Here is a 20,434-nt window from a genome sequence, read left to right as displayed (position 1 = left end):
TGTCGGCAGATTCGTCTGTCGGGAGGGTTGTCCGAGTGGCCGATGGAGCTGGTCTTGAAAACCAGTGGGCAGAGATGTCTCGTGGGTTCGAATCCCACACCCTCCGCATTCCAGGGACGGTGCCTCCGCGCCGTACGCTGAACCGAAAGGCCCCGAGTGAGTCCCACCACGCGACGCCGCCGCACCATCGCGCGCCACGGTCAGCTCCACACGCCGGGCCCCCTCAGCCAACTGCTCAAGTTCATCGCGATCGGTCTCGCCGTCGTCCTGGTGAGCGGCTTCGGCGTCGTCTCCTACATCGTCTACGACCTCTCGAGCACCGTCTCGGCCAACGCTGTCGAACTCGACAGCACCGAGGAGCTGCCGCCCGACATCAGTGAGTACAAGGGCGGATTCAATCTGCTGCTCACCGGTGTCGACACGTGCGAAGAGGCGTACGCGCAGTACTTCGGCGACCGCTGCACGGGCGCGGACTCCGAAGGCACCCTCAACGACGTGAACCTCCTCATGCATGTGTCGGAGGAGCCGCGCCGGATCACCGTCGTCAGCCTTCCGCGCGACATGATGGTCCCGATCCCCGAGTGCGAGGACGCAGAGGGCGAGGTGCACTCCGCGATGAACAAGCAGCAGATCAACGTCGCCTACACCGACGGAGGACTCAACTGCGTCGCGAAGACGGTCTCCGACCTCTCCGGTCAGGACATCCAGTTCGCGGCCTCGGTCACCTTCGGCGGCGTGATCGAGATCACCAACGCGATCGGCGGCGTCGAGGTGTGCCTCGCCTCCCCGATCAAGGACCGGTACACGGGCCTCGACCTCGCAGCCGGAAACCATGTGATCGAGGGCATCACCGCGCTGCAGTTCCTGCGGACCCGACACGGAGTCGGCGACGGAAGCGACCTCGGCCGCATCGGCAACCAGCAGCAGTACATGTCGAGCCTCGCGCGCACGCTCATCAGCGGCGAGACGCTCGGCAACGTGCCGATGATGCTGAAGCTCGCGACGACCGGTCTCGACAACGTCGAGGCGAGCACGTCGCTGGCCGACCCGATGAAGATCGTGCAGATCGCGCTCGCGGTGAAGTCCGTGCCCTTCGAGGACATCGTCTTCCTGCAGTACCCGACCTTCACGGACCCGGACGACCCCAACCGCGTCGTGCCGGACAAGACGTCAGCAGAGGCCATGTGGGACGCGATCAACCAGAACGCTCAACTGCAGGTCACGCATCAGAACACCGAGAACGACGGCGTCGTCGTCACGGACCCGGGAACGCAGGCACCGGCGGAGCCGGGAGCGGAGGCGGCGACGCCGGACCCCTCGGCCGCACCCGAGAACGTGGTGGCGCTGCCCGACACGATCAAGGGCAACTCGGCCGCACAGCAGACCTGCTCGAACGGGAACGTGCGCTGACGCGCCGACTGCACTCTCCGTCACGAAGAACCGCCCCTCGCCTACAGCGCGAGGGGCGGTTCTCCGCATTCAGCCCTCTTGCGCGTCGGGCTGATCGGTCGGCGGGTAGAGCACATCCATCAGAGCGCTGATGATGCCGGGCATGTCGACCGAGCGATCGATCATCCACTGCAGTTGGAGTCCGTCGGCGACCGCCTGGATCACGCGCGCCATGGTGTCCGGATCGAGAGTGGCTCGACGGCCGGCATCGTGGGCGAAGGCGTCGGTGATGCTCTCACGGAGCCGCTCGCTGCGCTCGAGGAAGTACTGATGCGCGGGATGCGCGGGGTCGACGGCATCGACGGAGAGTCGGGAGAACAGCTCCACGACGCCCGGGACCTCGGTGTTGTGGCGGATGACGTCGACGAACGCGGACTTCGCGTCTGCGGGGTTCGAGGTCTGCGGCGCCATCCCGTCGTGTTCGTCGCGCGTGCGCAGCACCTCGGTGAACAGCTCCTCCTTGCTGCCGAAGTAGTGCAGCAGGGCGGCCGGGGTGACGCCGACGAGTTCGGCTATCTGCTTGAGTGAGGCGTTCTGATACCCCTTGCGGCCGATCACATCGAGAGCGCTCTCGAGGATCTCCTCGCGCCTGGCGACGCCCTTCGCGTATGAACCTCGTCGTGCCATTCCTCGAGAGTAATCCTGAACAACGTTTGAGATCCAATACTTACTGGCATATAGTTTTCGCAAGACACCGTTGTCGCGCGCGAAAGGAAGACCATGACCGACACCTCGGCATCCGATCTCACCCTCGAGGAGAAGGCGTCGCTCACGAGCGGCGCGGACTTCTGGACCACGAAGGCCATCGATCGCGTCGGTCTGCCGTCGATCATGATGACCGACGGGCCGCACGGCCTGCGCAAGCAGTCGGGGGGAACCGACCACCTCGGCCTCTCGAGCAGCGTGCCGGCGACGTGCTTCCCACCGGCCGTCGGCATCGGATCGTCGTTCGACCCCGAGCTCATCGAGCGGGTCGGCGCCGCCATCGGAGTCGAGGCGGCCATCGAAGACGTCGCGATCGTGCTGGGCCCCGGCATCAACATCAAGCGGTCGCCGCTGTGCGGCCGCAACTTCGAGTACTTCTCCGAAGACCCGATCGTCTCGGGAACCCTGGGTGCCGCCTCGGTGCGCGGTGTGCAGTCGCAGGGCGTCGGCACGTCGCTGAAGCACTTCGCCGCGAACAACCAGGAGTTCGACCGGATGCGGGCGAGCTCCGACGTCGACCCGCGACCGCTGCACGAGATCTACCTGCGTGGCTTCGAGCGCGTGGTCAAGGACGCTCAGCCATGGACGGTCATGTGCTCGTACAACCGCATCAACGGCGTCTACGCATCGGAGGACCCCTGGCTGCTCACCCAGGTGCTCCGCGACGACTGGGGCTTCGACGGTCTCGTCGTGTCGGACTGGGGTGCCGTGAACGATCGTGTGGCGGGCGTCGCCGCCGGCCTCGATCTCGAGATGCCGTCGTCGGGAGGTCGGACGGATGCGCAGCTCGTCGCTGCCGTGCGCGCCGGCGAGCTCGCTGAGAGCGTGCTGGACACAGCGGCCGACCGCGCGATCGATCTGGTCCGCAAGGCGCAGCGGCGTCCGGCCGTCTCCGGCCCGCTCGACGTCGACGCGCACCATGCGCTCGCCAGGGAGGCGGCCGGTCGCTCGATCGTGCTGCTCAAGAACGACGGAGACCTGCTGCCGCTCGCCCCCGAGCAGCGCATCGCGGTCATCGGCGCCTTCGCCACCGAGCCGCGATTCCAGGGAGCAGGATCGTCGCTCATCAACCCGACCAGGGTCGACAAGGCGCTGGACGAGCTGCGCGCGATCGGTGGGGACCACGTCGCATATGCGCCGGGCTTCGCCGTGGAAGGCGGCGACACCGCCGCATCCGGTCGCTCCGCTGACGACCTGCGCGCGGAGGCGGTCGCCGCCGCGTCCGCAGCGGATGTCGCGGTCGTGTTCCTCGGCCTCCCCGCCGCAGAGGAGTCGGAGGGCTTCGACCGCGAGCACATCGACCTTCCGGCGGCTCAGCTGGCGGTGCTCGACGCCGTGATCGAGGCGAATCCCGCGACGGTCGTCGTGCTCTCGAACGGCGGCGTCGTCGCGCTGCCCTTCGCCGACCGGGTGCCCGCGATCGTCGAGACCTGGCTGCTCGGACAGGCGGGCGGCGGAGCGGTCGCCGACGTGCTCTACGGCGCCGTGAACCCGTCGGGCAAGCTCACCGAGACGGTGCCGGTGCGTGTGGAGGACAACCCGTCGTTCGGCAGCTTCCCCGGCGAGTTCGGTCATGTCCGCTACGGCGAGGGAGTGCTGGTCGGCTACCGCTGGTACGACGCGAAGGGACTCGATGTCAGGTTCCCGTTCGGCCACGGGCTCTCGTACACGGCCTTCTCGTACGGCGAGGCAACGGTCGAAGCGGCCGAGAACGGTGACATCGCCGTGCGCGTCGACGTGACCAACACCGGAACCCGCGACGGCCGCGAGATCGTGCAGGTGTACGCCGCTCCGGTGTCCTCGGTCGTCCAGCGCGCGCCTCGCGAGCTCAAGGCCTTCGCCTCGGTGGCGATCGACGCGGGCGAGACCCGGACGGTCGAGCTGGTCATCCGTCGCGAGGACCTCGCCTACTGGGACGTCCGCGTCGACCGCTGGATGGTCGAGCCCGGCGAGTACCGCATCGATGTCGCGGCATCGAGCCGCGACATCCGCTCCACCGCGACCGTCGAGGTGGCGGGTGATGTGGTCTCGCTGCCCCTCACCATGAACTCCTCGATCGGCGATGTGATGGCGCACCCCGTCGCGGGGCCGATCATGATGGGCGCGCTCGGCGGCTTCCTGGGCGAACTGAGCGGCGCCGATTCGTCGGCGGCATCGATGATGCCCAACGACGAGGCCATGGAGAAGATGATGGCGTCGTTCCCGATCGGCCGCCTCATCGGATTCCCGGGGGTGGACGTGACGCACGAGCAGGTCGAGGAGCTGCTCGCCGGAGCGAACGCCGGCGCGCTGCCGCAGGCCTGACCGCACGCCTCGGCGCCGAGAACTCAGGCGCCGAGGCGGGCCCCGTCGTCGAGCAGGGGAGCGAAGCGGAGCCCGAGGCCGTGGTGCGGGTTCTCGGTGAGGTGGCCGTCGGCGATCGTCACCGGCGAGGGGTCGGCGAGAGCTCCCAGCGCACCGAAGCCGGCGTCTTCGACGTCTTCGACCAGGACCTCGTGGCGGGTGTCTGGCAGAGTCAGCGCGAGCTGACCCGAGAGCTCGGGCAGAAGGTGCGGGTGCAGGGTCGCACCGTGCGCGGCGACCAGCTCGGCGATGCGGAGGAACGGCGTGATCCCGCCGACCCGCACGATGTTGGGCTGCAGGATCTGCGCCGCACCCGCGCGCAGGAAGTCGCCGAAACGGTGCGCGGTGTGCAGATTCTCGCCGAGCGCGATAGGCACGTCGATGCGCCGTGCGAGTTCCGTGTGTCCGTCGAGGTCGTCGGCGCGCAGGGGCTCTTCGATCCAGGCGAGGTCGAAGCGCGACAGGACCTCGACGGATGCGGTCGCCCGCGCCAGATCCCACCGCTGGTTCGCGTCGATCATCAGCCCCCGATCAGGGCCGAGCAGCTCGCGGACGGCGGCGACCCGATCGGCGTCCTCGGCCATGTCGGGCTTTCCGACCTTGATCTTGACCGCCTCGAACCCCGCATCGATCCAGCGCTGCACCTGGGCGAGCAGTTCGTCGAGCGAGTAGTGCAGGTTCACGCCTGAGCCGTAGGCGCGCACCCGTTCGCGGCGGCGGCCGATCGACTCCGACACCGAGACGCCGGTCGACCGCGCCTCCGCATCCCACAGCGCCAGGTCCAGACCGGCGAGTGCGATCGTCGTGATCCCCCCGCCTCCGGCTTCGTGCAGGTGCTCCCACATCCCCTGCCAGCTCTCGGCGGGCGTGGCGGAGCGGCCGACCGCGGCGGGAGCGATGTCATGCTCGAGCAGCGCCTGCACGGCGGGCGCACCGATCTGCGGACTCCACGAGAAGCCCCATCCCTCGCCACCGTCGGAGCGCACGACATGAGTCGCGATCACGCCGACGGAGGTGACGTCGGCAGCCCACGGACGAGTCAGCGGCACCGTCTGCAGACGAGTCGACAGGCTCCGGATCGTGGTCACAGCAGTGCCAGCTCTGCACGCCAGGTGCGGGACGGGCGCCAGCCGAGGAGTCGGGCGGCCTTGTCGGACGAGAAGGCGGGGGAAGTGCCGGTCAGCGCCGCGGCCGCGTGCTCGGTGCCGGGGTGGAACTCGGGCAGCAGCTCGCTCAGCGGGCGGCGGGCGAGGGCATCGTCGGCTCCCACGAAGAATCTCTCGCCGTTCGGGATGTGGTCGAGCGCGGCGAGGAGGGTGTCGGTGAAGGCTGCGACGTCGCGGGCGTCGACATAGTTGAAGAGCGCCGGCGCGGAGAGCGCCGGATCGTCGAGACGATCGAGAACGGTGTGGCCCTGCTGGGTGAGAGCGCCGGCCCACTCCTCTGGGGCGATCACGTAGCAGGGGCGGAAGGAGGCGAAGCGCACGTCGTCGCCGGCCTGACGCCGCAGCATGTCGACGGTCTGCTCGATGAGCAGCTTCGACAGGGCGTAGGCGTTCCAGGGCTCGGTCGGCGACGTCTCGTCGAGGGGGAGGCGCTCAGGGGTCCAGCCGCGAGGTGCGCCATAGCCGACCACGGTGGGACTCGACGCCGCGACGACGCGGTGGATGCCGGCCCGTACGGCTCCGCCCAGCACCGACTGGGCGAGAGCCGCGTTCGTGCGGATGATCACGTCCTCGGGTGCGCTGAAGGGCACCGCGATCGCCGCGAGATGGATCAGTGCATCCGCCGACGTCGCGGCGAGAGCGGATGCCGTGGCATCCGCGTCCGTCAGGTCGAGGGACGCCTGCGTGATCCCGTCCCGGTCGAGGGCCGCGCTCGGCTCCCGGTCGATCGAGACGATCTCGTGCCCGGCATCTGCGAGGCCCGTCACCAGGGTGCGTCCGAGTCTGCCCGAACCGCCGGTGACGATGATCCTCATGGCCGCGCCAGCAGAGCGATCCCGAGCTCGTCGACCTTCACCGGAAGGCCCGTCTCGAGTGAGCGGTTGCCCGCGATGCCCACCGCGATCGAGCGGATGCCGTCGGTCCAGTCGGCCGGACGCGCGAGGGGGTCGTCCCCGGGGCCCTCGAAGACATCGGACAGCAGCAGCTCGTCTCCACCGCCGTGGCCTCCGTCGCCGCCGTCGATCGGGACCTCGTAGGCCTCTTCCCAGTGGCGCTGCACGATCAGACGCTCGCTCTCAGGGCGCAGTGCGGTCGTGCCGTGGCCGCCGGAGAGGCTGGGGTCGATGTGCGGGTGCAGTCCCTCGCCCGCGAGCACGGCGCCGCGCTCGACCACCTCGAGCTCGACCCGGCCGAGGGTGCCGTTGACGGCGACGCGGTAGCCCTCCCAGGGGGAGTGCGCGTTCAACGAGTACGACATCGTCGCGCCGGACGCATAGTCGACGACGAGTGCGAGGTTGTCCTCGATCGTGATGCCCTCGCTGAACACGTCGAGATCGCGCCGGTACCCGTCGTGCTCCTCGGCGTCGAGGTAGAGCGCGGTGAGACGCTCATCGGTGCGCAGATCGAGTTCGAACAGGTCGCCGTCGTCGTGCGTGCCGCGGGCGGGGCGCACGCCCAGGCCGCGGCTCTGAGCGTTGTCGGCGCCGTAGAAACGCAGGCCGCCGGACGCGAAGACGCGGGTCGGCTGCGAACGGATCCACCAGTTGACGAGGTCGAAGTGGTGGCTCGACTTGTGCACGAGCAGACCGCCCGAGTTCTTCTTCTCGCGGTGCCAGCGGCGGAAGTAGTCGGCGCCGTGGTTCGTGTCGAGCATCCACGAGAAGTCCACGGACGTGACGTCGCCGATCGTGCCGTCCTGGATCACCTGGCGCAGTGCGCTGTTGCGGGGCGAGTAGCGGTAGTTGAACGTCAGCACGACCTGGCGACCGGTGCGCTCGACGGCGTCTTCGATCCGGACGGCGCTCGCCGCGTCGATCGTGAGCGGCTTCTCGACGACGACGTCGGCGCCCGCTTCGAGCGACCGGACGATCAGCTCGGCGTGGAGGTCGTCGCGGGAGCAGATGATGACCCGGTCGACCCGCTCGTCGCTGATCACCTGCTCGAGCTCGCCGGGGGTGGCGAGGCGGGGCGCCGGCGCGCCGACCTCCGCGATGCGGTCGGCGTAGTGCCCGGCCCGCACCGGGTTCGGCTCGATGATCGCCACGAGCTCGGCGCGGTCACGGTGCGTGCCGATGATCCCCTCGACGTACATCTGCGCGCGGGCTCCGGCACCGGCGAGGGCGTAGCGGGTCTTCGTCATCGTGATCTCTCTTCGATCTCCGGTCAGGAAACGTTTTCTCGACGATAGCACAGGAGAGGTGTCAGGCCCCGGGACCGCCGGCGGTTCAGGGCGTGTGCACGGTGGCGGTGCTGCCGCGCACGATCAGGGTCGGCGTGAAGGTGAGCGCTGCCGTGGGATCGCCGCCGGTGAGCTGGTCGTGCATCGCAGCCCATGCGGCTGCGCCGATCTCGACCGCGGGAACGGCCACGGTCGTGAGCGGGGGTGAGGTGTAGGCGGCGAAGGGGATGTCGTCGAAACCCGTGATCGACAGCTGCTCCGGCACGTCGACGCCGCGCACGGTCAGGGCCGAGAGCAGCCCCATGGCGACGAGGTCGTTGTAGGCGATCACTGCGGTGGCTCCGCTCGCGAGAACCTGGTCGGCGACCGCGGTGCCGCTGTCGAAGTCGACGCCTGCGGTGATCTCCTCGACTTCGAGCCCGTCGGTCCGGGAGAGCTCCGCCGCGATCGCATCCTGCCGCGCCCTGTGCGTCACGCTGCGGGTGGCGCCGGCGAGATAGACGAGCCGGCGGTGGCCGAGCGAGGTGAGGTGGCCGACGATCTCGCGCATGCCGGATCTGTAGTCGGCGCCGACCACGGGAGTGCTCGTCTGCGGGCCGCGGTTGATCACGACGGCGGGGGAGAGCATCGGCAGCAGTCGGCCGAGGTCCTCCTCGGGCATTCGAGGGGCGCAGAGGATCACGCCGTCGGTGCGCAGCCTGGTCGCTCGGGCGAGCGCCTGCTCTTCATCCAGGTCCTCACGCGAGTCGGCGACCAGCACGTGATATCCGTCGGCCGTGGCCGCGCGGCTGAGGCCACGCAGGATCGCCTGGAACGTCGGGTTCTCGAGGTCGGGGATCACGACGGCGATGGTCTGGGTGCGGCCGAGCACCAGGCTCCGTGCCACGGGGTTCGCCGTGTAGCCGAGCTGCGCAGCGGCTGCCTGCACGCGCTCGGCGAGCGCCGGATCGACCGTCGGGTTGCCGTTCATCGCGCGCGACACCGTCGACAGCGAGACGCCGGCGAGTTTCGCGACGTCGGTGATGCCGGGGCGTGTCGATTCGCGTGCCATCGGCATCCCTTCGTGTCCGCGAGAGGTCGCGGCTGTCGTCATACTACGAGAAAACGTTCTTCAGGGAGGGTCTCATGGCTGGAGCATCCGAGGACCGCGCCGAGAAGCAGGATCGGCTGGCGCGCGTGCGCCGAGAGGTCGACGGGGCGCCCGTGGTGCTCGTCTCTCACGAATCGCTGTCGTGGTACCTCGAGGGCGTGCGCACGCATGTGTCGCTCGCGGGTCCTCCGGTGCTCGCGGTGCGGGCGGAGGCGCAGGGCGATGTGCTCTTCATCGCCGAGAACGAGGCCGATCGGCTGATCGCCGAGGAGCTGCTGCCGGAGGATGCCGCGCGCGTGGTGCGCGTGCCGTGGTGGATCCCACCCGCTGCCGCCGCGGCTGAGGAGGCCGGCGTCGCCGAATCGCACGTGGCGGCTGAACTGCGCGCGGCTCGCGCGCGCCTGCTGCCGGCCGAGCGTGCCAGATATCGACTTCTCGGACGGGAGACGGCCGAGGCGCTGACGGATGCGCTCGCCCGCGTCGGTCCGGAGCAGAGCGAGCGGATGGTCGCCGCGATCGTCTCCGCCGAGCTCCTCGCCCGAGGGATCGATCCGCTCGTCGTGCTGGTCGCCGGTTCCGATCGGACTGCGTTCCGGCATCCGCTTCCGACCGCCGGGCTGCTCGGAGAGCGGGCGATGATCGTCGTGTGCGGGCGTCGGAACGGGCTCATCGCCAACGCGACACGCTGGGTCGGCGCATCCGTCGATGACGAGCCGATCTGGGGCGTGGAGCGGGCTCTCCTCGATGCGTCAGTGCCGGGAGCCCGTCTGAACGACGCGTTCACGGCGGGCATCGCGGCGTACGCCCGCTATGGGTTCGACGCCGACGAATGGCAGCGCCACCACCAGGGCGGACCGACCGGGTATGCCGGTCGCGATCCCCGCGCCACGGCATCCACGGCGGATCTGATCGTCGAGGATCAGGCGTTCGCCTGGAACCCGACCGCACCGGGCCGCAAAGTCGAAGACACCCTGCTGCGCACAGATGACGACTGGGAGGTGCTCACGGTCGATGAGCGCTGGCCGTCGGTCGAGTACGAGGGGCTGCATCGGCCGGTCTCGAGGGCGTACGGGGCCTGATCGGGGGGTCGATGGCGGGGCTCGGCGCCGAATGCCGGCTCAGGTTGCGGATGCACGTGAGCCGCCGATGTCCGGGGAAGGCCGCCCCGGGTCAGCCGCCGGTCGAGCTGCGCACGATCAGCTCGGGCGGGAACACGGTCTGGCGGGGGATGCTCTCGGGGTCGGCCGCCTCTTCGAGCACGATCCGCAGCGCCGTGCGACCGATCATGCGGCTGGGCTGACGGATGGATGACAACGGCACCGCGGCGGCGGCCGCGAACGGATTGTCGTCGAAGCCGATCAGCGCGATCTCGTCGGGGACGAGCAGGCGTCCGCCCGACACGAGCGACTGCAGCAGGCCGAGGGCGAGCAGATCGTTGGCGGCGAAGAGCGCGTCGGGCCACTCGCGCCGAGGGCGGGTGAGCAGGCGCGCTCCGGCGGCGACGCCCTCTTCGACCGTCATCGCCGCCGTCGGCACGACCTCGAGCTCGACGTGCACCGCCGCGTTCTCGGCCGCCGCGCGAGCGCCCGCGAGACGGTCGGTGACCTGACGCATGTCGAAGGGGCCGCCGACGAAGGCGATCCGCCGCCGACCGCCCTCGATGAGGTGCTCGACCGCCAGCCGCCCACCCGCGACGCTGTCGACCGACACCGACGAGAACCCGCTGTCGGCGCTGAATCGGTCGACGAGAACCGTCGCGATCCCGCTCGCTCGGAACTTGCGCAGCTGCGTCATGACGTCGCCGTAGGGGGCGATCAGCAGGCCGCGCACCTGCTGCTCGCGAAACAGGTCGAGATAGACCTTCTCGCGGGACGGGTCGTCGTCGGTGTTGCCGTACAGGATCGCGATGCCGTGGCTGGACGCCTCGTCTTCGGCACCGCGCACCACATCGTTGTAGAAGGGGTTCTGGCCGTCGAGCACGACGAATCCGACGGTCGTGCTCACGCCGGCTCTGAGCTTGCGGGCGGCGTCGTTTCGCACGTAGCCGAGCTCTTCTATCGCCTGCGTCACTCGCTCGACCGACTCGCTGGAGACCTCCTCCGGTCGGTTCAGGACGTTCGAGACGGTGCCGACGGAGACGCCAGCGCGAACGGCGACATCGCGGATGCTGACCGGCATTCGGCAGTCCTCTCGTCGTCGGGCGGATCACGCTTCGGCATCGGGGGTTGACCTGAGACCGGCATCACATACACTAGCCTGAAACGAGCTTGAATCGATTCAGGTGAAGTTCATTCCGATCATCATCCCCCTCAACGGAGAGGAAAGCCAGTGGTAGACGCAGCCTCCGCCCGCAGCGCTCCCCCCACCGCGCTCGAGCTGCATCGGGTGGTGAAGTCCTTCGGCCCCGTCGTCGCACTCCGCTCCGGCAGCCTGACGCTCCGCCCCGGCTCGATCCACGCCCTCATCGGCGAGAACGGCGCGGGCAAGTCCACGCTCGTGAAGATCATGGCCGGTCTGTACCGCCGCGACTCGGGCGACTTCCGTCTGCACGGCGACGATGTCGATTTCACCAGCACCGCCCAGTCGAAGGCCGCGGGCATCGCGGTCATCTACCAGGAGCCGACGCTGTTCCCCGATCTCTCGGTCACCGAGAACATCTTCATGGGACGTCAGCCCACCGGCTTCCTCGGCCGCATCGACCGCAAGGCCATGCGCACCGAAGTCGACCGGATCTTCCGCCGCCTGGGCGTGACGCTCGACCCCGACCGCATCACCGAGGGTCTGTCGATCGCCGACCAGCAGATCATCGAGATCGCCAAGGCCATCTCCCTCGACGCGAGCGTGCTGATCATGGACGAGCCGACGGCCGCACTCAGCGGCGTCGAGGTCGACCGACTCTTCGCGGTCGCGCGGAGCCTCCGCGACGAGGGACGCGCGATCCTCTTCATCTCGCATCGCTTCGACGAGGTGTTCGACCTGTGCGACACCGTCACCGTCATGCGTGACGGGGCATACATCGACACCACTCCCATCGCCGAGACCACGGTCGACGAACTGGTGCGCCAGATGGTCGGCCGCGACGTCACCGAGCTGTTCCCCAAGCAGGAGGCCGCCATCGGCGAGCCGCTGCTCGAGGTCACAGCGCTCACCCGTCCCGGCGTCTTCCATGACATCTCGTTCACGGTGCGCGCGGGCGAGATCGTCGCACTGGCAGGTCTCGTCGGTGCCGGTCGCTCGGAGGTCGCCCGCGCGATCTTCGGCGTCGATCCCTACGACGAGGGAGAGGTGCGGATGCTCGGCGCGGGCGTCGCCCGCCGCAACCCGACCGCCGCGATGCGCAGCGGACTCGCGCTCGTTCCCGAGGACCGCCGCAAGCAGGGCCTCGTGATCGACGCGAGCGTCGGAGGCAACATCACGCTCGCCATCCGCCGGCGCCTCTCGAAGTGGGGACTCATCACGAGCGGCATCGAGAACCGTGCGGCGAAGGAGTGGGCGTCGCGCCTCGAGGTGAAGACGCACGCGCTCGACACCGTGGCGTCCACGCTCTCGGGCGGCAATCAGCAGAAGGTCGTGCTGGCCAAGTGGCTGGCCACCGACCCGCGCGTCCTCATCATCGACGAACCGACTCGCGGCATCGACGTCGGCACCAAGTCCGAGGTGCACCGACTGCTGTCGCAGCTCGCCGGCGAGGGCATGGGCATCCTGATGATCTCGTCCGAGCTGCCCGAGGTGCTCGGCATGGCGGATCGCGTGCTCGTGATGCGCGAAGGACGCATCACCGCCGAGATCTCCCGCGACGACGCCACCAGCGAGAACGTCATGTTCGCCGCCACCCACTCATCGGAGCTGCACTCATGAGCACCACCACCGCACCCGCGGCCGCCGCTCCGGCGATCGCGAAGAAGCCCGGCGGCATCGGCCGTGCACGCGAGTTCGGCATCCTCGCCGCGCTCGTGCTCGTCGTGATCGCCGCGACCGTCAAGAACCCGGCGTTCCTCTTCAGCTCCGACGGCTGGCGCGATCTGCTGCTCACGCCGTCGATCCTCATGCTCGTCGCCGTGGGCCAGGCGATCGTCATCATCACGCGCAACGTCGATCTGTCGGTGGGCTCGGTGATGGGCCTCACGGCCTACCTGACCGGACGCCTCTTCGTCGACGTCCCCGGCATCCCGATCGTGGTCGTCGTGATCGCGGCCGTCCTGCTCGGGGCCTTCCTCGGCCTCGTGAACGGCGCGCTGGTCGCCTTCGCGAAGGTGCCGGCCATGGTGATCACGCTCGGCACGCTCTATGCCTACCGCGGCATCAACGTGCTGTGGACCGGCAGCGATCGCATCAACGCCTCCGACATGCCCAAGGACTTCCTCGCACTCGGCACGCAGCAGATCCTGTTCATCCCTGTGCTGACGATCATCGCGGTGGTCGTGCTCGCGCTCGCGGCCTGGTATCTGCGCAACATCCGGGGCGGACGCGAGTACTACGCGATCGGCTCCGACCCCTCGGCGGCCGAGCTCTACGGCCTCAAGGTCACCCGTCGGGTGCTCTCCGCGTTCGTCCTCTCGGGTGCACTCGCAGGTCTCGCCGGCGTCTTCTACGCCGCGCGATACGGATCCATCAGCTCGCAGGCGGGAAGCGGCTGGGAGCTGGATGCCGTCGGCGCAGCCGTCATCGGTGGCATCGCGATCACCGGCGGTGTCGGCACGGTCTGGGGCGCGGCCATCGGCGCGATGCTCCTGATGACCATCAACCGCGCGCTGCCCATTCTCGGCATCCCGGACTTCTGGCAGCGTGCCGTGGTCGGTGTGCTCATCATCGGGGCCATCGTGCTCGACCGGGTGCTCGCGGTCAGACAGAGACGCCAGCTCATCGAGGCGAGGGACGAATCATGACCACGACAACGACGACGACGTCGACCCGCGTCATCCGCGACTACGACCGTCCGCTGTGGCGGCGCATCTTCATCAACCGCGAGTTCGCGATCATCGCGCTCCTCGTGCTGGTGACGATCGTGGCGGCCGTCACGATCCGCGGCTTCGCCCAGCCGATCACCGCGAACTACCTCCTGCTCGACGTCGCACCGATCCTGCTCATCGCGCTGCCCATGACGCTCGTCATGATCACGGGCGAGATCGACCTGTCGGTGGGATCCATGGTGGGGCTCGCCAGCGTCGTCACCGGAGTCCTCACCGAGTCGGGTGCTCCCTTCGAGGTCGCCGCCCTTGCGGCCCTCCTCGTCGGCGTCGTCGGCGGAGCCTTCAACGGGTTCCTCGTCACGATCGTCGGGCTGCCGTCGCTCGCCGTCACGATCGGCACACTCGCACTCTTCCGCGGGCTTGCGGTCGGCCTGCTCGGCACCACGGCCGTCACGGACTTCCCCGAGACATGGACGGCGCTCGCGAAGGCGAAGATCGCCGGGACGACCATCCCGTACATCGTCATCCCGTTCCTGATCCTGCTGGTGCTGTTCGCCGTGCTGCTGCACTTCACGCCCTTCGGCCGTGGTGTCTTCGCGATCGGTCTGTCGAAGGACGCCGCGCGGTTCTCGGGCGTCGACGTCGAACGGACGAAGTTCATCCTGTTCGTGCTCTCGGGCGTGGTCGCCGCCTTCGCAGGCATCTTCTACACGCTGCGGTTCGGCAGCGCCCGAGGCGACAACGCCACCGGGCTCGAACTGCAGGTCATCGCGGCCGTGGTGCTCGGCGGAGTGTCGGTGTTCGGCGGACGGGGACACCTGCACGGCGTCGTCGCCGCCGTTCTCCTGATCGGGGTGCTGGGCAGCAGCCTGCGCCTCGCGGGCGTCACCTCCGACGTCATCAACATCATCACCGGCGGGCTGCTGATCTTCTCGGTCGTCGCAGCGAGCGTCCTCGCCTGGGCGCAGCGCGTCCGCGCGAAGGCCGGTCCGCCACTGCGCGTAGCAGCCTCTCCCGCACCATGAGGCAGCCTCTCATCGCCGGCACCCGCCAGCGGTGATCATCACGAAAGGAAGAACAATGACGTTTGCACGTAAGAAGATCGCGGGGTTCGCGGCGGTCGCCGTGGCCGCAGCGCTCGTGCTGAGCGGCTGCGCCGACACCAGCGGCGGATCCGGAGGCTCGGGTTCAGAGAGTGAAGGCGGATCCGACAACCTCGCGATCACGTTCCTGCCCAAGAACCTCGGCAACCCGTACTTCGACACCTCGAGCGAGGGCGGCAAGACCGCCGTCGACGAGTTCGGCGGCACGTTCGCCGAGGTCGGCCCGGCCGAGGCCACCCCCGACGCCCAGGTCAGCTACATCAACACCGCGACGCAGCAGGCCGTCGGCGCGCTCGTCGTCTCGGCGAACGACCCGAAGGCGATCTGCGACGCGCTGAACGAGGCCCGTGACGCCGGCGTCAAGGTCGTCACCTTCGACTCCGACACGAACCCCGAATGCCGCGACCTGTTCATCAACCAGGCGGACTCCGAGGGCATCGCCAAGGTGCAGGTCGACCTGATCGCCGACCAGATCGGCGGAGCCGGCGAGGTCGCGATCCTGTCGGCATCGGCCAACGCGACGAACCAGAACGCCTGGATCGACCTGATGAAGGAGTACGTCGCCAGCGAGTACCCCGACATCACGATCGTCGAGACCGTCTACGGTGACGACGACGACCAGACGTCGTTCGACAAGACCGCTGCGCTGCTGCAGAGCCACCCGAACCTGAAGGGCATCATCTCGCCCACCACGGTCGGCATCGCGGCTGCGGCGCGGTACGTGTCCACCTCGGACTACAAGGGCAAGGTCGCCATCACCGGTCTCGGCACCCCGAACCAGATGCGCGAGTACGTCGAAGACGGCACCGTCACCGCGTTCGCGCTGTGGAACCCGGCCGACCTCGGCTACCTGGCCGCCTTCGCCTCCAAGGCGCTGATCGAGGGCGAGATCACCGGCGAAGAGGGCGACACCTTCGAGGCCGGAGACCTCGGCGAGTACACGGTCGGCGCCGACGGCGTCGTTCTTCTCGGCGACCCGTTCGAGTTCAACGCAGACAACATCGGCGAGTTCGACTTCTGAGTCGAGTTCGGGAGGGGCGTCGGGGCTTCGGCCTCGGCGCCCCTTTCCGTGTGCGCGGCGGTGTGCGTTCTCCGGCGCCTGACAGGGCGGGCATCCGCACCCGCACAGGGGTCCGCACCGGCAGCCATCGGGGATACGGGCGGTCGGATGAGGGGCTGCGACGGGCGTGAGGGGTCAGCGCGGGTCGAAGCGCTCCGGTTCGTGCGTCGCGGCGACGAGGGCGCGCAGCTCCTCGAGGGATGCCGGGGCGGCGCCGAGAGCCCGTGCCTGCACGAGCACGTTGCCGAGGGCTGTCGCCTCGACGGGGCCGGCGAGCACAGGAAGGCCGGTGCGATCCGCGGTGGCCTGGCACAGCAGACGGTTCAGCGAGCCGCCTCCTACGAGGTGGATGCTGTCGAGTTCGCGCCCTGACAGATCGGCTGCCGTCTGCACGGCATCCGCGAAGGCGGTCGCGATCGACTCGACGATCGATCGGGCGAAGGCGGGTCGCGTCCTCGGAGCCTCGGGCCCGAGCAGTGTCGCGATGCGCGCGGGCATGTCTCCCGGTGCGCTGAGCGACGCGTCGTTCGCGTCGAAGAGGGGCACGTCGTCTGTCACGGCGGATGCCGCGGCCAGCAGCTCGGGCAGGTCGATCCGCGAGCCGTCCTCCGTCTCCCACGCGCGCACGGTCTCGCTCAGCAGCCAGAGTCCCGTCACGTTGTGCAGGAAGCGGTAGCGACGGTCCACGCCGAGCTCGTGCGTGAAGTTCGCCTCGCGCGCGGCATCCGTCAGCACCGGCTCGGTCAGCTCGACGCCGACCAGCCCCCAGGTGCCGCACGAGATGTAGGCGGAGTGCGGGGTCGACAGGGGAGCGGCGACGACGGCGGATGCTGTGTCGTGCGACCCGACCGCGATCACCGGCAGCTTCTTGCCGATGCGCTCGACCAGGTCCGCGCGGAGTGTGCCGATCGTCTCGCCCGGATCGACGAGCGTCGGCAGGATGTGCGTCGGGATGCCGATGCGCTCGGCGAGCTCGGCGTCCCACTCGCCCGACTCGACGCCGAGGAGCCCGGTGGTCGAGGCGTTCGTCCGCTCGGCCACCGCTGTTCGGGTGAGCAGGAACGCGATGAGGTCGGGAATGAGCAACGCGGTGTCCGCGTCGGCGAGGCGGGCATCGACGCGGTACTGGTACAGCGTGTTGAACGGCAGGAACTGCAGTCCGTTGCGGCCGTAGAGCTCGGCGAAGGGCGCGACCGTGTGCACCTCCTCGACCCCGCGCGCCGTGCGCTCGTCGCGGTAGTGGAACGGCTCGGCGAGGAGTTCGCCGTCTCGCAGCAGGCCGTAGTCGACGGCCCACGAGTCGATGCCGACGCTCTCGATCGCCGGTTCGCGCCGTACCGCCTCGGCGAGCCCTGCGACGACGTGCTCGTAGAGAGCGCCGAAGTCCCAGTGCAGACCGTCTTCGCGCTCGACGGGCCCGTTCGGGAACCGCGAGACGAGTTCGAGGTCGAGCCGGCCGTCGCCGATCCGGCCGATCATGACGCGACCGCTGGTCGCTCCGAGGTCGACGGCGGCGACGGACCGCACCGTCATCGCAGGAACGCCGCAGCGACGCCGGAGTCGACCGGGATGTGGAGACCCGTCGTGCGGCTCAGCTCGGGACCCGTCAGCACGTAGACGGCATCCGCCACGTTCTCGGGAACGACCTCGCGCTTGAGGATCGTGCGGTTGGCGTAGAACTGGCCGAGGTCCTCTTCGGCGACACCGTAGGTCGCGGCACGGTTCGCGCCCCAGCCGGAGGCGAAGATACCCGAGCCGCGCACGACACCGTCGGGGTTGATGCCGTTGACGCGGATGCCGAACTCGCCGAGCTCGACGGCCAGCAGCCGCACCTGGTGGGCCTGGTCGGCCTTGGTCGCCGAGTAGGCGATGTTGTTGGGGCCGGCGAAGACGGAGTTCTTCGACGAGATGTAGATGATGTCGCCGCCGAGCTTCTGGTCGATCAGCACGCGGGCCGCGGCCTTCGACACGAGGAACGAGCCCTTCGCCATGACGTCGTGCTGCAGATCCCAGTCCTTCTCGGTGGTCTCGAGCAGCGGCTTCGACAGCGAGAGACCGGCGTTGTTGACGACGAGGTCGACGCCGCCGAACGCGAGCACGGCGTCGTTCAGCGCCGCTTGGATGGCATCCGCATCGGCGACGTTCGCCGCGACGCCGATCGCGACGTCGGTGCTGCCCAGCTCGGCGGCGGCCGCCTGTGCCTTCTCGAGGTCGAGGTCGGCGATGACGACGCAGGCGCCCTCTGCGGCGAGGCGGGTGGCGATGGCCTTGCCGATGCCGCTGGCGGCTCCGGTGACGAAGGCGATGCGTCCCTGGTGCGACTTCGGCTTCGGCATGCGCTGCAGCTTGGCCTCTTCGAGCGCCCAGTACTCGATGTCGAACTTCTCGGCGTCAGAGATGGGCGAGTAGGTCGACAGTGCCTCGGCGCCGCGCATGACGTTGATCGCGTTGACGTAGAACTCACCGGCGACGCGGGCGGTCTGCTTGTTGGCGCCGTAGGAGAACATTCCGATGCCGGGCACGAGCACGATGAGCGGGTCGGCGCCGCGGATCGCGGGCGACTCGGCGGTCGCGTGCGCGTCGTAGTAGGCCTGGTAGTCGGCGCGGTACTCGGTGTGCAGTTCGTGCAGACGGGCGATCTGCTCATCGGCGGATGCCGTGACCGGCAGGTCGAGGATCAGCGGCTTGACCTTGGTGCGCAGGAAGTGGTCGGGGCAGCTGGTGCCGAGAGCCGCGAGTTCAGGGGCGCGCTCGGAGGCGAGGAAGTCGAGGACGACGTCGGAGTCGGTGAAGTGGCCGACCATCGGCTTGTCGGTCGACGCGATCCCGCGAATGGTGCCGGCGAGGGCCGCTGCGCGCTCACGCCGCTCGGCCTCGGGGAGTGCCTCGAAGCCGGCACGGACGCCGCCGAACGGATCGGCCTTGCCGTTGGCCTCGATGTAGGCGGCCGCGGTGTCGATGATCCAGAGGGAGTTGGCTTCGGCCTCCTCCGACGTGTCGCCCCAGGCGGTGATGCCGTGGCCGCCGAGGATCGTGCCGATGGCCTGCGGGTTCTTCGCCTTGATGGCGGCGATGTCGAGTCCGAGCTGGAATCCGGGGCGACGCCACGGAACCCACACGACCTTGTCGCCGAAGATCTTCGCCGTCAGCTCTTCGCCGTCGGCCGCGGTGGCGATCGCGATGCCCGAGTCGGGGTGCAGGTGGTCGACGTGCGCGGCGTCGACGAGCCCGTGCATCGCGGTGTCGATCGACGGAGCTGCACCGCCCTTGCCGTGCAGGCAGTAGTCGAACGCGGCGACCATCTCGTCTTCGCGGTCAAGACCCGGGTAGACGTCGACGAGTGCGCGCATGCGGTCGAGGCGCAGCACGGCGAGACCCTGCTCCTTGAGCGTCCCCAGGTCGCCACCCGAACCCTTCACCCACATCAGCTCGACGGGCTGACCCGTGACGGGGTCGGTCTCCGTGCCCTTCGCCGACGTGTTGCCGCCGGCGTAGTTGGTGTTCTTCGGGTCGGCGCCCAGGCGGTTCGACCGCTCGATGAGGGCGGCGGCGGTGGGGTTGGTCATGGCTGTTCCCTGTTCTGTGGAGACGTGGCGAGGATGCGGGCGGCGAAGCGGTCGATCGATGCTGTCGCTGCCGCGAGTTCGGGCTGATTGAGGTGGCCGTGGCGGGTGCCCGCCTCGGTCGAGATGTCGATTTCGACGCCCGCGTCGCGCAGCAGGGCGCCGAACGCCTCGCCGGAGACACGGAGCTCGTCGACCTCGCCGTTGATCATGATCGTGGCGGGGAAATGCGAGAGCTGGGCGGGGGACGCTGTGCCGGGCACGGCGTAGACGTCGCCACCGTCGACCGGCCCGCCGAGGTAGTTCTCGTACATGCCGCGCACCGGGTCGGGGCCGAACACGTCGGCATCGGGGTCCGCGTCGAGGGCGGCACGCAGCGCAGCATCCGGGGCTGCCTGCACGGCGTGGAGCGTCGGATAGGCGAGCACCGCGAGCGCAGGGAAGGGCCCGGGGCCGTGACTGAGGCGCAGTGCCGCGCCGGTCGCGAGGTTGCCGCCGGCGCTCGCTCCGCCGATCGACCACGGCCCCTCGGCGAGGCCGGAGTCGACCGCCCAGCGGAATGCGGCTTCGACCTCCTCGGAGGCGACCGGGTAGTGCACGCCCTCTCGCTCGGGAGCCCCGGCTGCCGCAGCCCAGGTGCGAGGGAAGGGAGCCAGCGCGTAGTCGACCGACACCACGGCGATGCCGCGCTCGGCGAAGCTCTGCGCGACCCAATCGGCCTCCGGCATGTCGATCTCACCGGCGGCGAACCCTCCGCCGTGCACCCAGACGAGTCCGGGGCCGACGGGAGAGGTCGGGGTGTACACCCGCACGCGCAGCGGTCCGTGCGGTCCGTCGAGCACCTGCTCGTTCACGGTGTCATCCGT

16 protein-coding genes and 1 tRNA gene are annotated in these 20,434 nt (G+C 69.2%); 8 read left to right on the top strand and 9 right to left on the bottom strand.

Annotated features, from left to right (window positions below):
- Positions 1–21: 21 nt before the first annotated feature.
- Positions 22–106, top strand: a tRNA-Ser gene (locus QRN21_RS16315).
- A gap of 50 nt (positions 107–156) precedes the next feature.
- Positions 157–1,410: an LCP family protein gene (locus QRN21_RS16310; RefSeq protein WP_053098742.1), complete on the top strand. Its 1,254-nt coding sequence runs from the start codon at positions 157–159 to the stop codon at positions 1,408–1,410.
- 69 nt (positions 1,411–1,479) lie between these two features.
- Here the strand turns inward: QRN21_RS16310 and QRN21_RS16305 are convergent, their stop codons facing one another.
- Positions 1,480–2,076 carry a TetR/AcrR family transcriptional regulator gene (locus QRN21_RS16305; RefSeq protein ID WP_056276797.1) on the bottom strand — a complete coding sequence of 199 codons (597 nt, stop codon included), beginning with the start codon at positions 2,074–2,076 and terminating at the stop codon, positions 1,480–1,482.
- Positions 2,077–2,169: 93 nt separating this feature from the next.
- On the opposite strand from QRN21_RS16305, the gene QRN21_RS16300 reads away from it, so the two are divergent.
- Positions 2,170–4,458 carry a glycoside hydrolase family 3 C-terminal domain-containing protein gene (locus QRN21_RS16300; RefSeq protein WP_285365278.1) on the top strand — a complete coding sequence of 763 codons (2,289 nt, stop codon included), beginning with the start codon at positions 2,170–2,172 and terminating at the stop codon, positions 4,456–4,458.
- Positions 4,459–4,481: 23 nt separating this feature from the next.
- On the opposite strand, the gene QRN21_RS16295 is transcribed toward QRN21_RS16300, so the two are convergent.
- The 4 genes from QRN21_RS16295 to QRN21_RS16280 all read right to left on the bottom strand — a co-directional run bounded on the left by QRN21_RS16295 (position 4,482) and on the right by QRN21_RS16280 (position 8,893).
- Positions 4,482–5,585: a mandelate racemase/muconate lactonizing enzyme family protein gene (locus QRN21_RS16295; RefSeq protein WP_285365277.1), complete on the bottom strand. Its 1,104-nt coding sequence runs from the start codon at positions 5,583–5,585 to the stop codon at positions 4,482–4,484.
- A complete protein-coding gene (locus tag QRN21_RS16290) occupies positions 5,582–6,478 on the bottom strand; it encodes an NAD-dependent epimerase/dehydratase family protein (RefSeq protein ID WP_056276808.1) in 897 nt (298 codons plus the stop codon). Before QRN21_RS16290 ends, QRN21_RS16295 begins: the two co-directional genes overlap by 4 nt.
- Positions 6,475–7,803 carry a Gfo/Idh/MocA family protein gene (locus QRN21_RS16285; RefSeq protein ID WP_285365275.1) on the bottom strand — a complete coding sequence of 443 codons (1,329 nt, stop codon included), beginning with the start codon at positions 7,801–7,803 and terminating at the stop codon, positions 6,475–6,477. Before QRN21_RS16285 ends, QRN21_RS16290 begins: the two co-directional genes overlap by 4 nt.
- A gap of 85 nt (positions 7,804–7,888) precedes the next feature.
- A complete protein-coding gene (locus tag QRN21_RS16280; RefSeq protein WP_285365273.1) occupies positions 7,889–8,893 on the bottom strand; it encodes a LacI family DNA-binding transcriptional regulator in 1,005 nt (334 codons plus the stop codon).
- A 74-nt stretch (positions 8,894–8,967) separates the two neighbouring features.
- On the opposite strand from QRN21_RS16280, the gene QRN21_RS16275 reads away from it, so the two are divergent.
- Positions 8,968–10,011 (top strand): M24 family metallopeptidase, encoded by a 1,044-nt coding sequence (locus QRN21_RS16275; protein ID WP_230100994.1) that lies wholly within the window; start codon positions 8,968–8,970, stop codon positions 10,009–10,011.
- A gap of 91 nt (positions 10,012–10,102) precedes the next feature.
- On the opposite strand, the gene QRN21_RS16270 is transcribed toward QRN21_RS16275, so the two are convergent.
- Positions 10,103–11,110 (bottom strand): LacI family DNA-binding transcriptional regulator, encoded by a 1,008-nt coding sequence (locus tag QRN21_RS16270; protein WP_285365270.1) that lies wholly within the window; start codon positions 11,108–11,110, stop codon positions 10,103–10,105.
- 150 nt (positions 11,111–11,260) lie between these two features.
- Here QRN21_RS16270 and QRN21_RS16265 point away from each other — a divergent pair, with 150 nt between their 5' ends.
- Genes QRN21_RS16265 through rhaS form a run of 4 tightly spaced genes read left to right on the top strand, consistent with a single transcriptional unit; the run spans position 11,261 to position 15,966 of the window.
- The gene (locus tag QRN21_RS16265) at positions 11,261–12,790 is read left to right on the top strand and encodes a sugar ABC transporter ATP-binding protein (RefSeq protein WP_053098749.1); all 1,530 of its coding nucleotides are present in this window, start codon (positions 11,261–11,263) and stop codon (positions 12,788–12,790) included.
- Positions 12,787–13,818 carry an ABC transporter permease gene (locus QRN21_RS16260; protein ID WP_285365269.1) on the top strand — a complete coding sequence of 344 codons (1,032 nt, stop codon included), beginning with the start codon at positions 12,787–12,789 and terminating at the stop codon, positions 13,816–13,818. Before QRN21_RS16265 ends, QRN21_RS16260 begins: the two co-directional genes overlap by 4 nt.
- A complete protein-coding gene (locus tag QRN21_RS16255; protein ID WP_053098751.1) occupies positions 13,815–14,867 on the top strand; it encodes an ABC transporter permease in 1,053 nt (350 codons plus the stop codon). The genes QRN21_RS16260 and QRN21_RS16255 overlap by 4 nt, the downstream gene beginning before the upstream one ends.
- Before the next feature lie 55 nt (positions 14,868–14,922).
- Complete coding sequence (gene rhaS / locus QRN21_RS16250) at positions 14,923–15,966, top strand: rhamnose ABC transporter substrate-binding protein (protein ID WP_285365268.1); 1,044 nt, start codon at positions 14,923–14,925, stop codon at positions 15,964–15,966.
- A 174-nt stretch (positions 15,967–16,140) separates the two neighbouring features.
- Here rhaS and QRN21_RS16245 read toward each other — a convergent pair whose 3' ends face one another.
- Genes QRN21_RS16245 through QRN21_RS16235 form a run of 3 tightly spaced genes read right to left on the bottom strand, consistent with a single transcriptional unit; the run spans position 16,141 to position 20,422 of the window.
- A complete protein-coding gene (locus QRN21_RS16245; RefSeq protein WP_285365266.1) occupies positions 16,141–17,538 on the bottom strand; it encodes a rhamnulokinase in 1,398 nt (465 codons plus the stop codon).
- Positions 17,535–19,571 (bottom strand): bifunctional aldolase/short-chain dehydrogenase, encoded by a 2,037-nt coding sequence (locus tag QRN21_RS16240; RefSeq protein WP_285365264.1) that lies wholly within the window; start codon positions 19,569–19,571, stop codon positions 17,535–17,537. Before QRN21_RS16240 ends, QRN21_RS16245 begins: the two co-directional genes overlap by 4 nt.
- Positions 19,568–20,422: an alpha/beta hydrolase gene (locus tag QRN21_RS16235; RefSeq protein WP_053098755.1), complete on the bottom strand. Its 855-nt coding sequence runs from the start codon at positions 20,420–20,422 to the stop codon at positions 19,568–19,570. Before QRN21_RS16235 ends, QRN21_RS16240 begins: the two co-directional genes overlap by 4 nt.
- Positions 20,423–20,434 lie beyond the last annotated feature (12 nt).

The sequence above is a fragment of the Microbacterium sp. LMC-P-041 genome (assembly GCF_030209555.1).
Lineage (GTDB): Bacteria > Actinomycetota > Actinomycetes > Actinomycetales > Microbacteriaceae > Microbacterium.
Note: the sequence above shows the minus strand (reverse complement) of the source record. Positions and strands in the feature narration are given on the sequence as shown.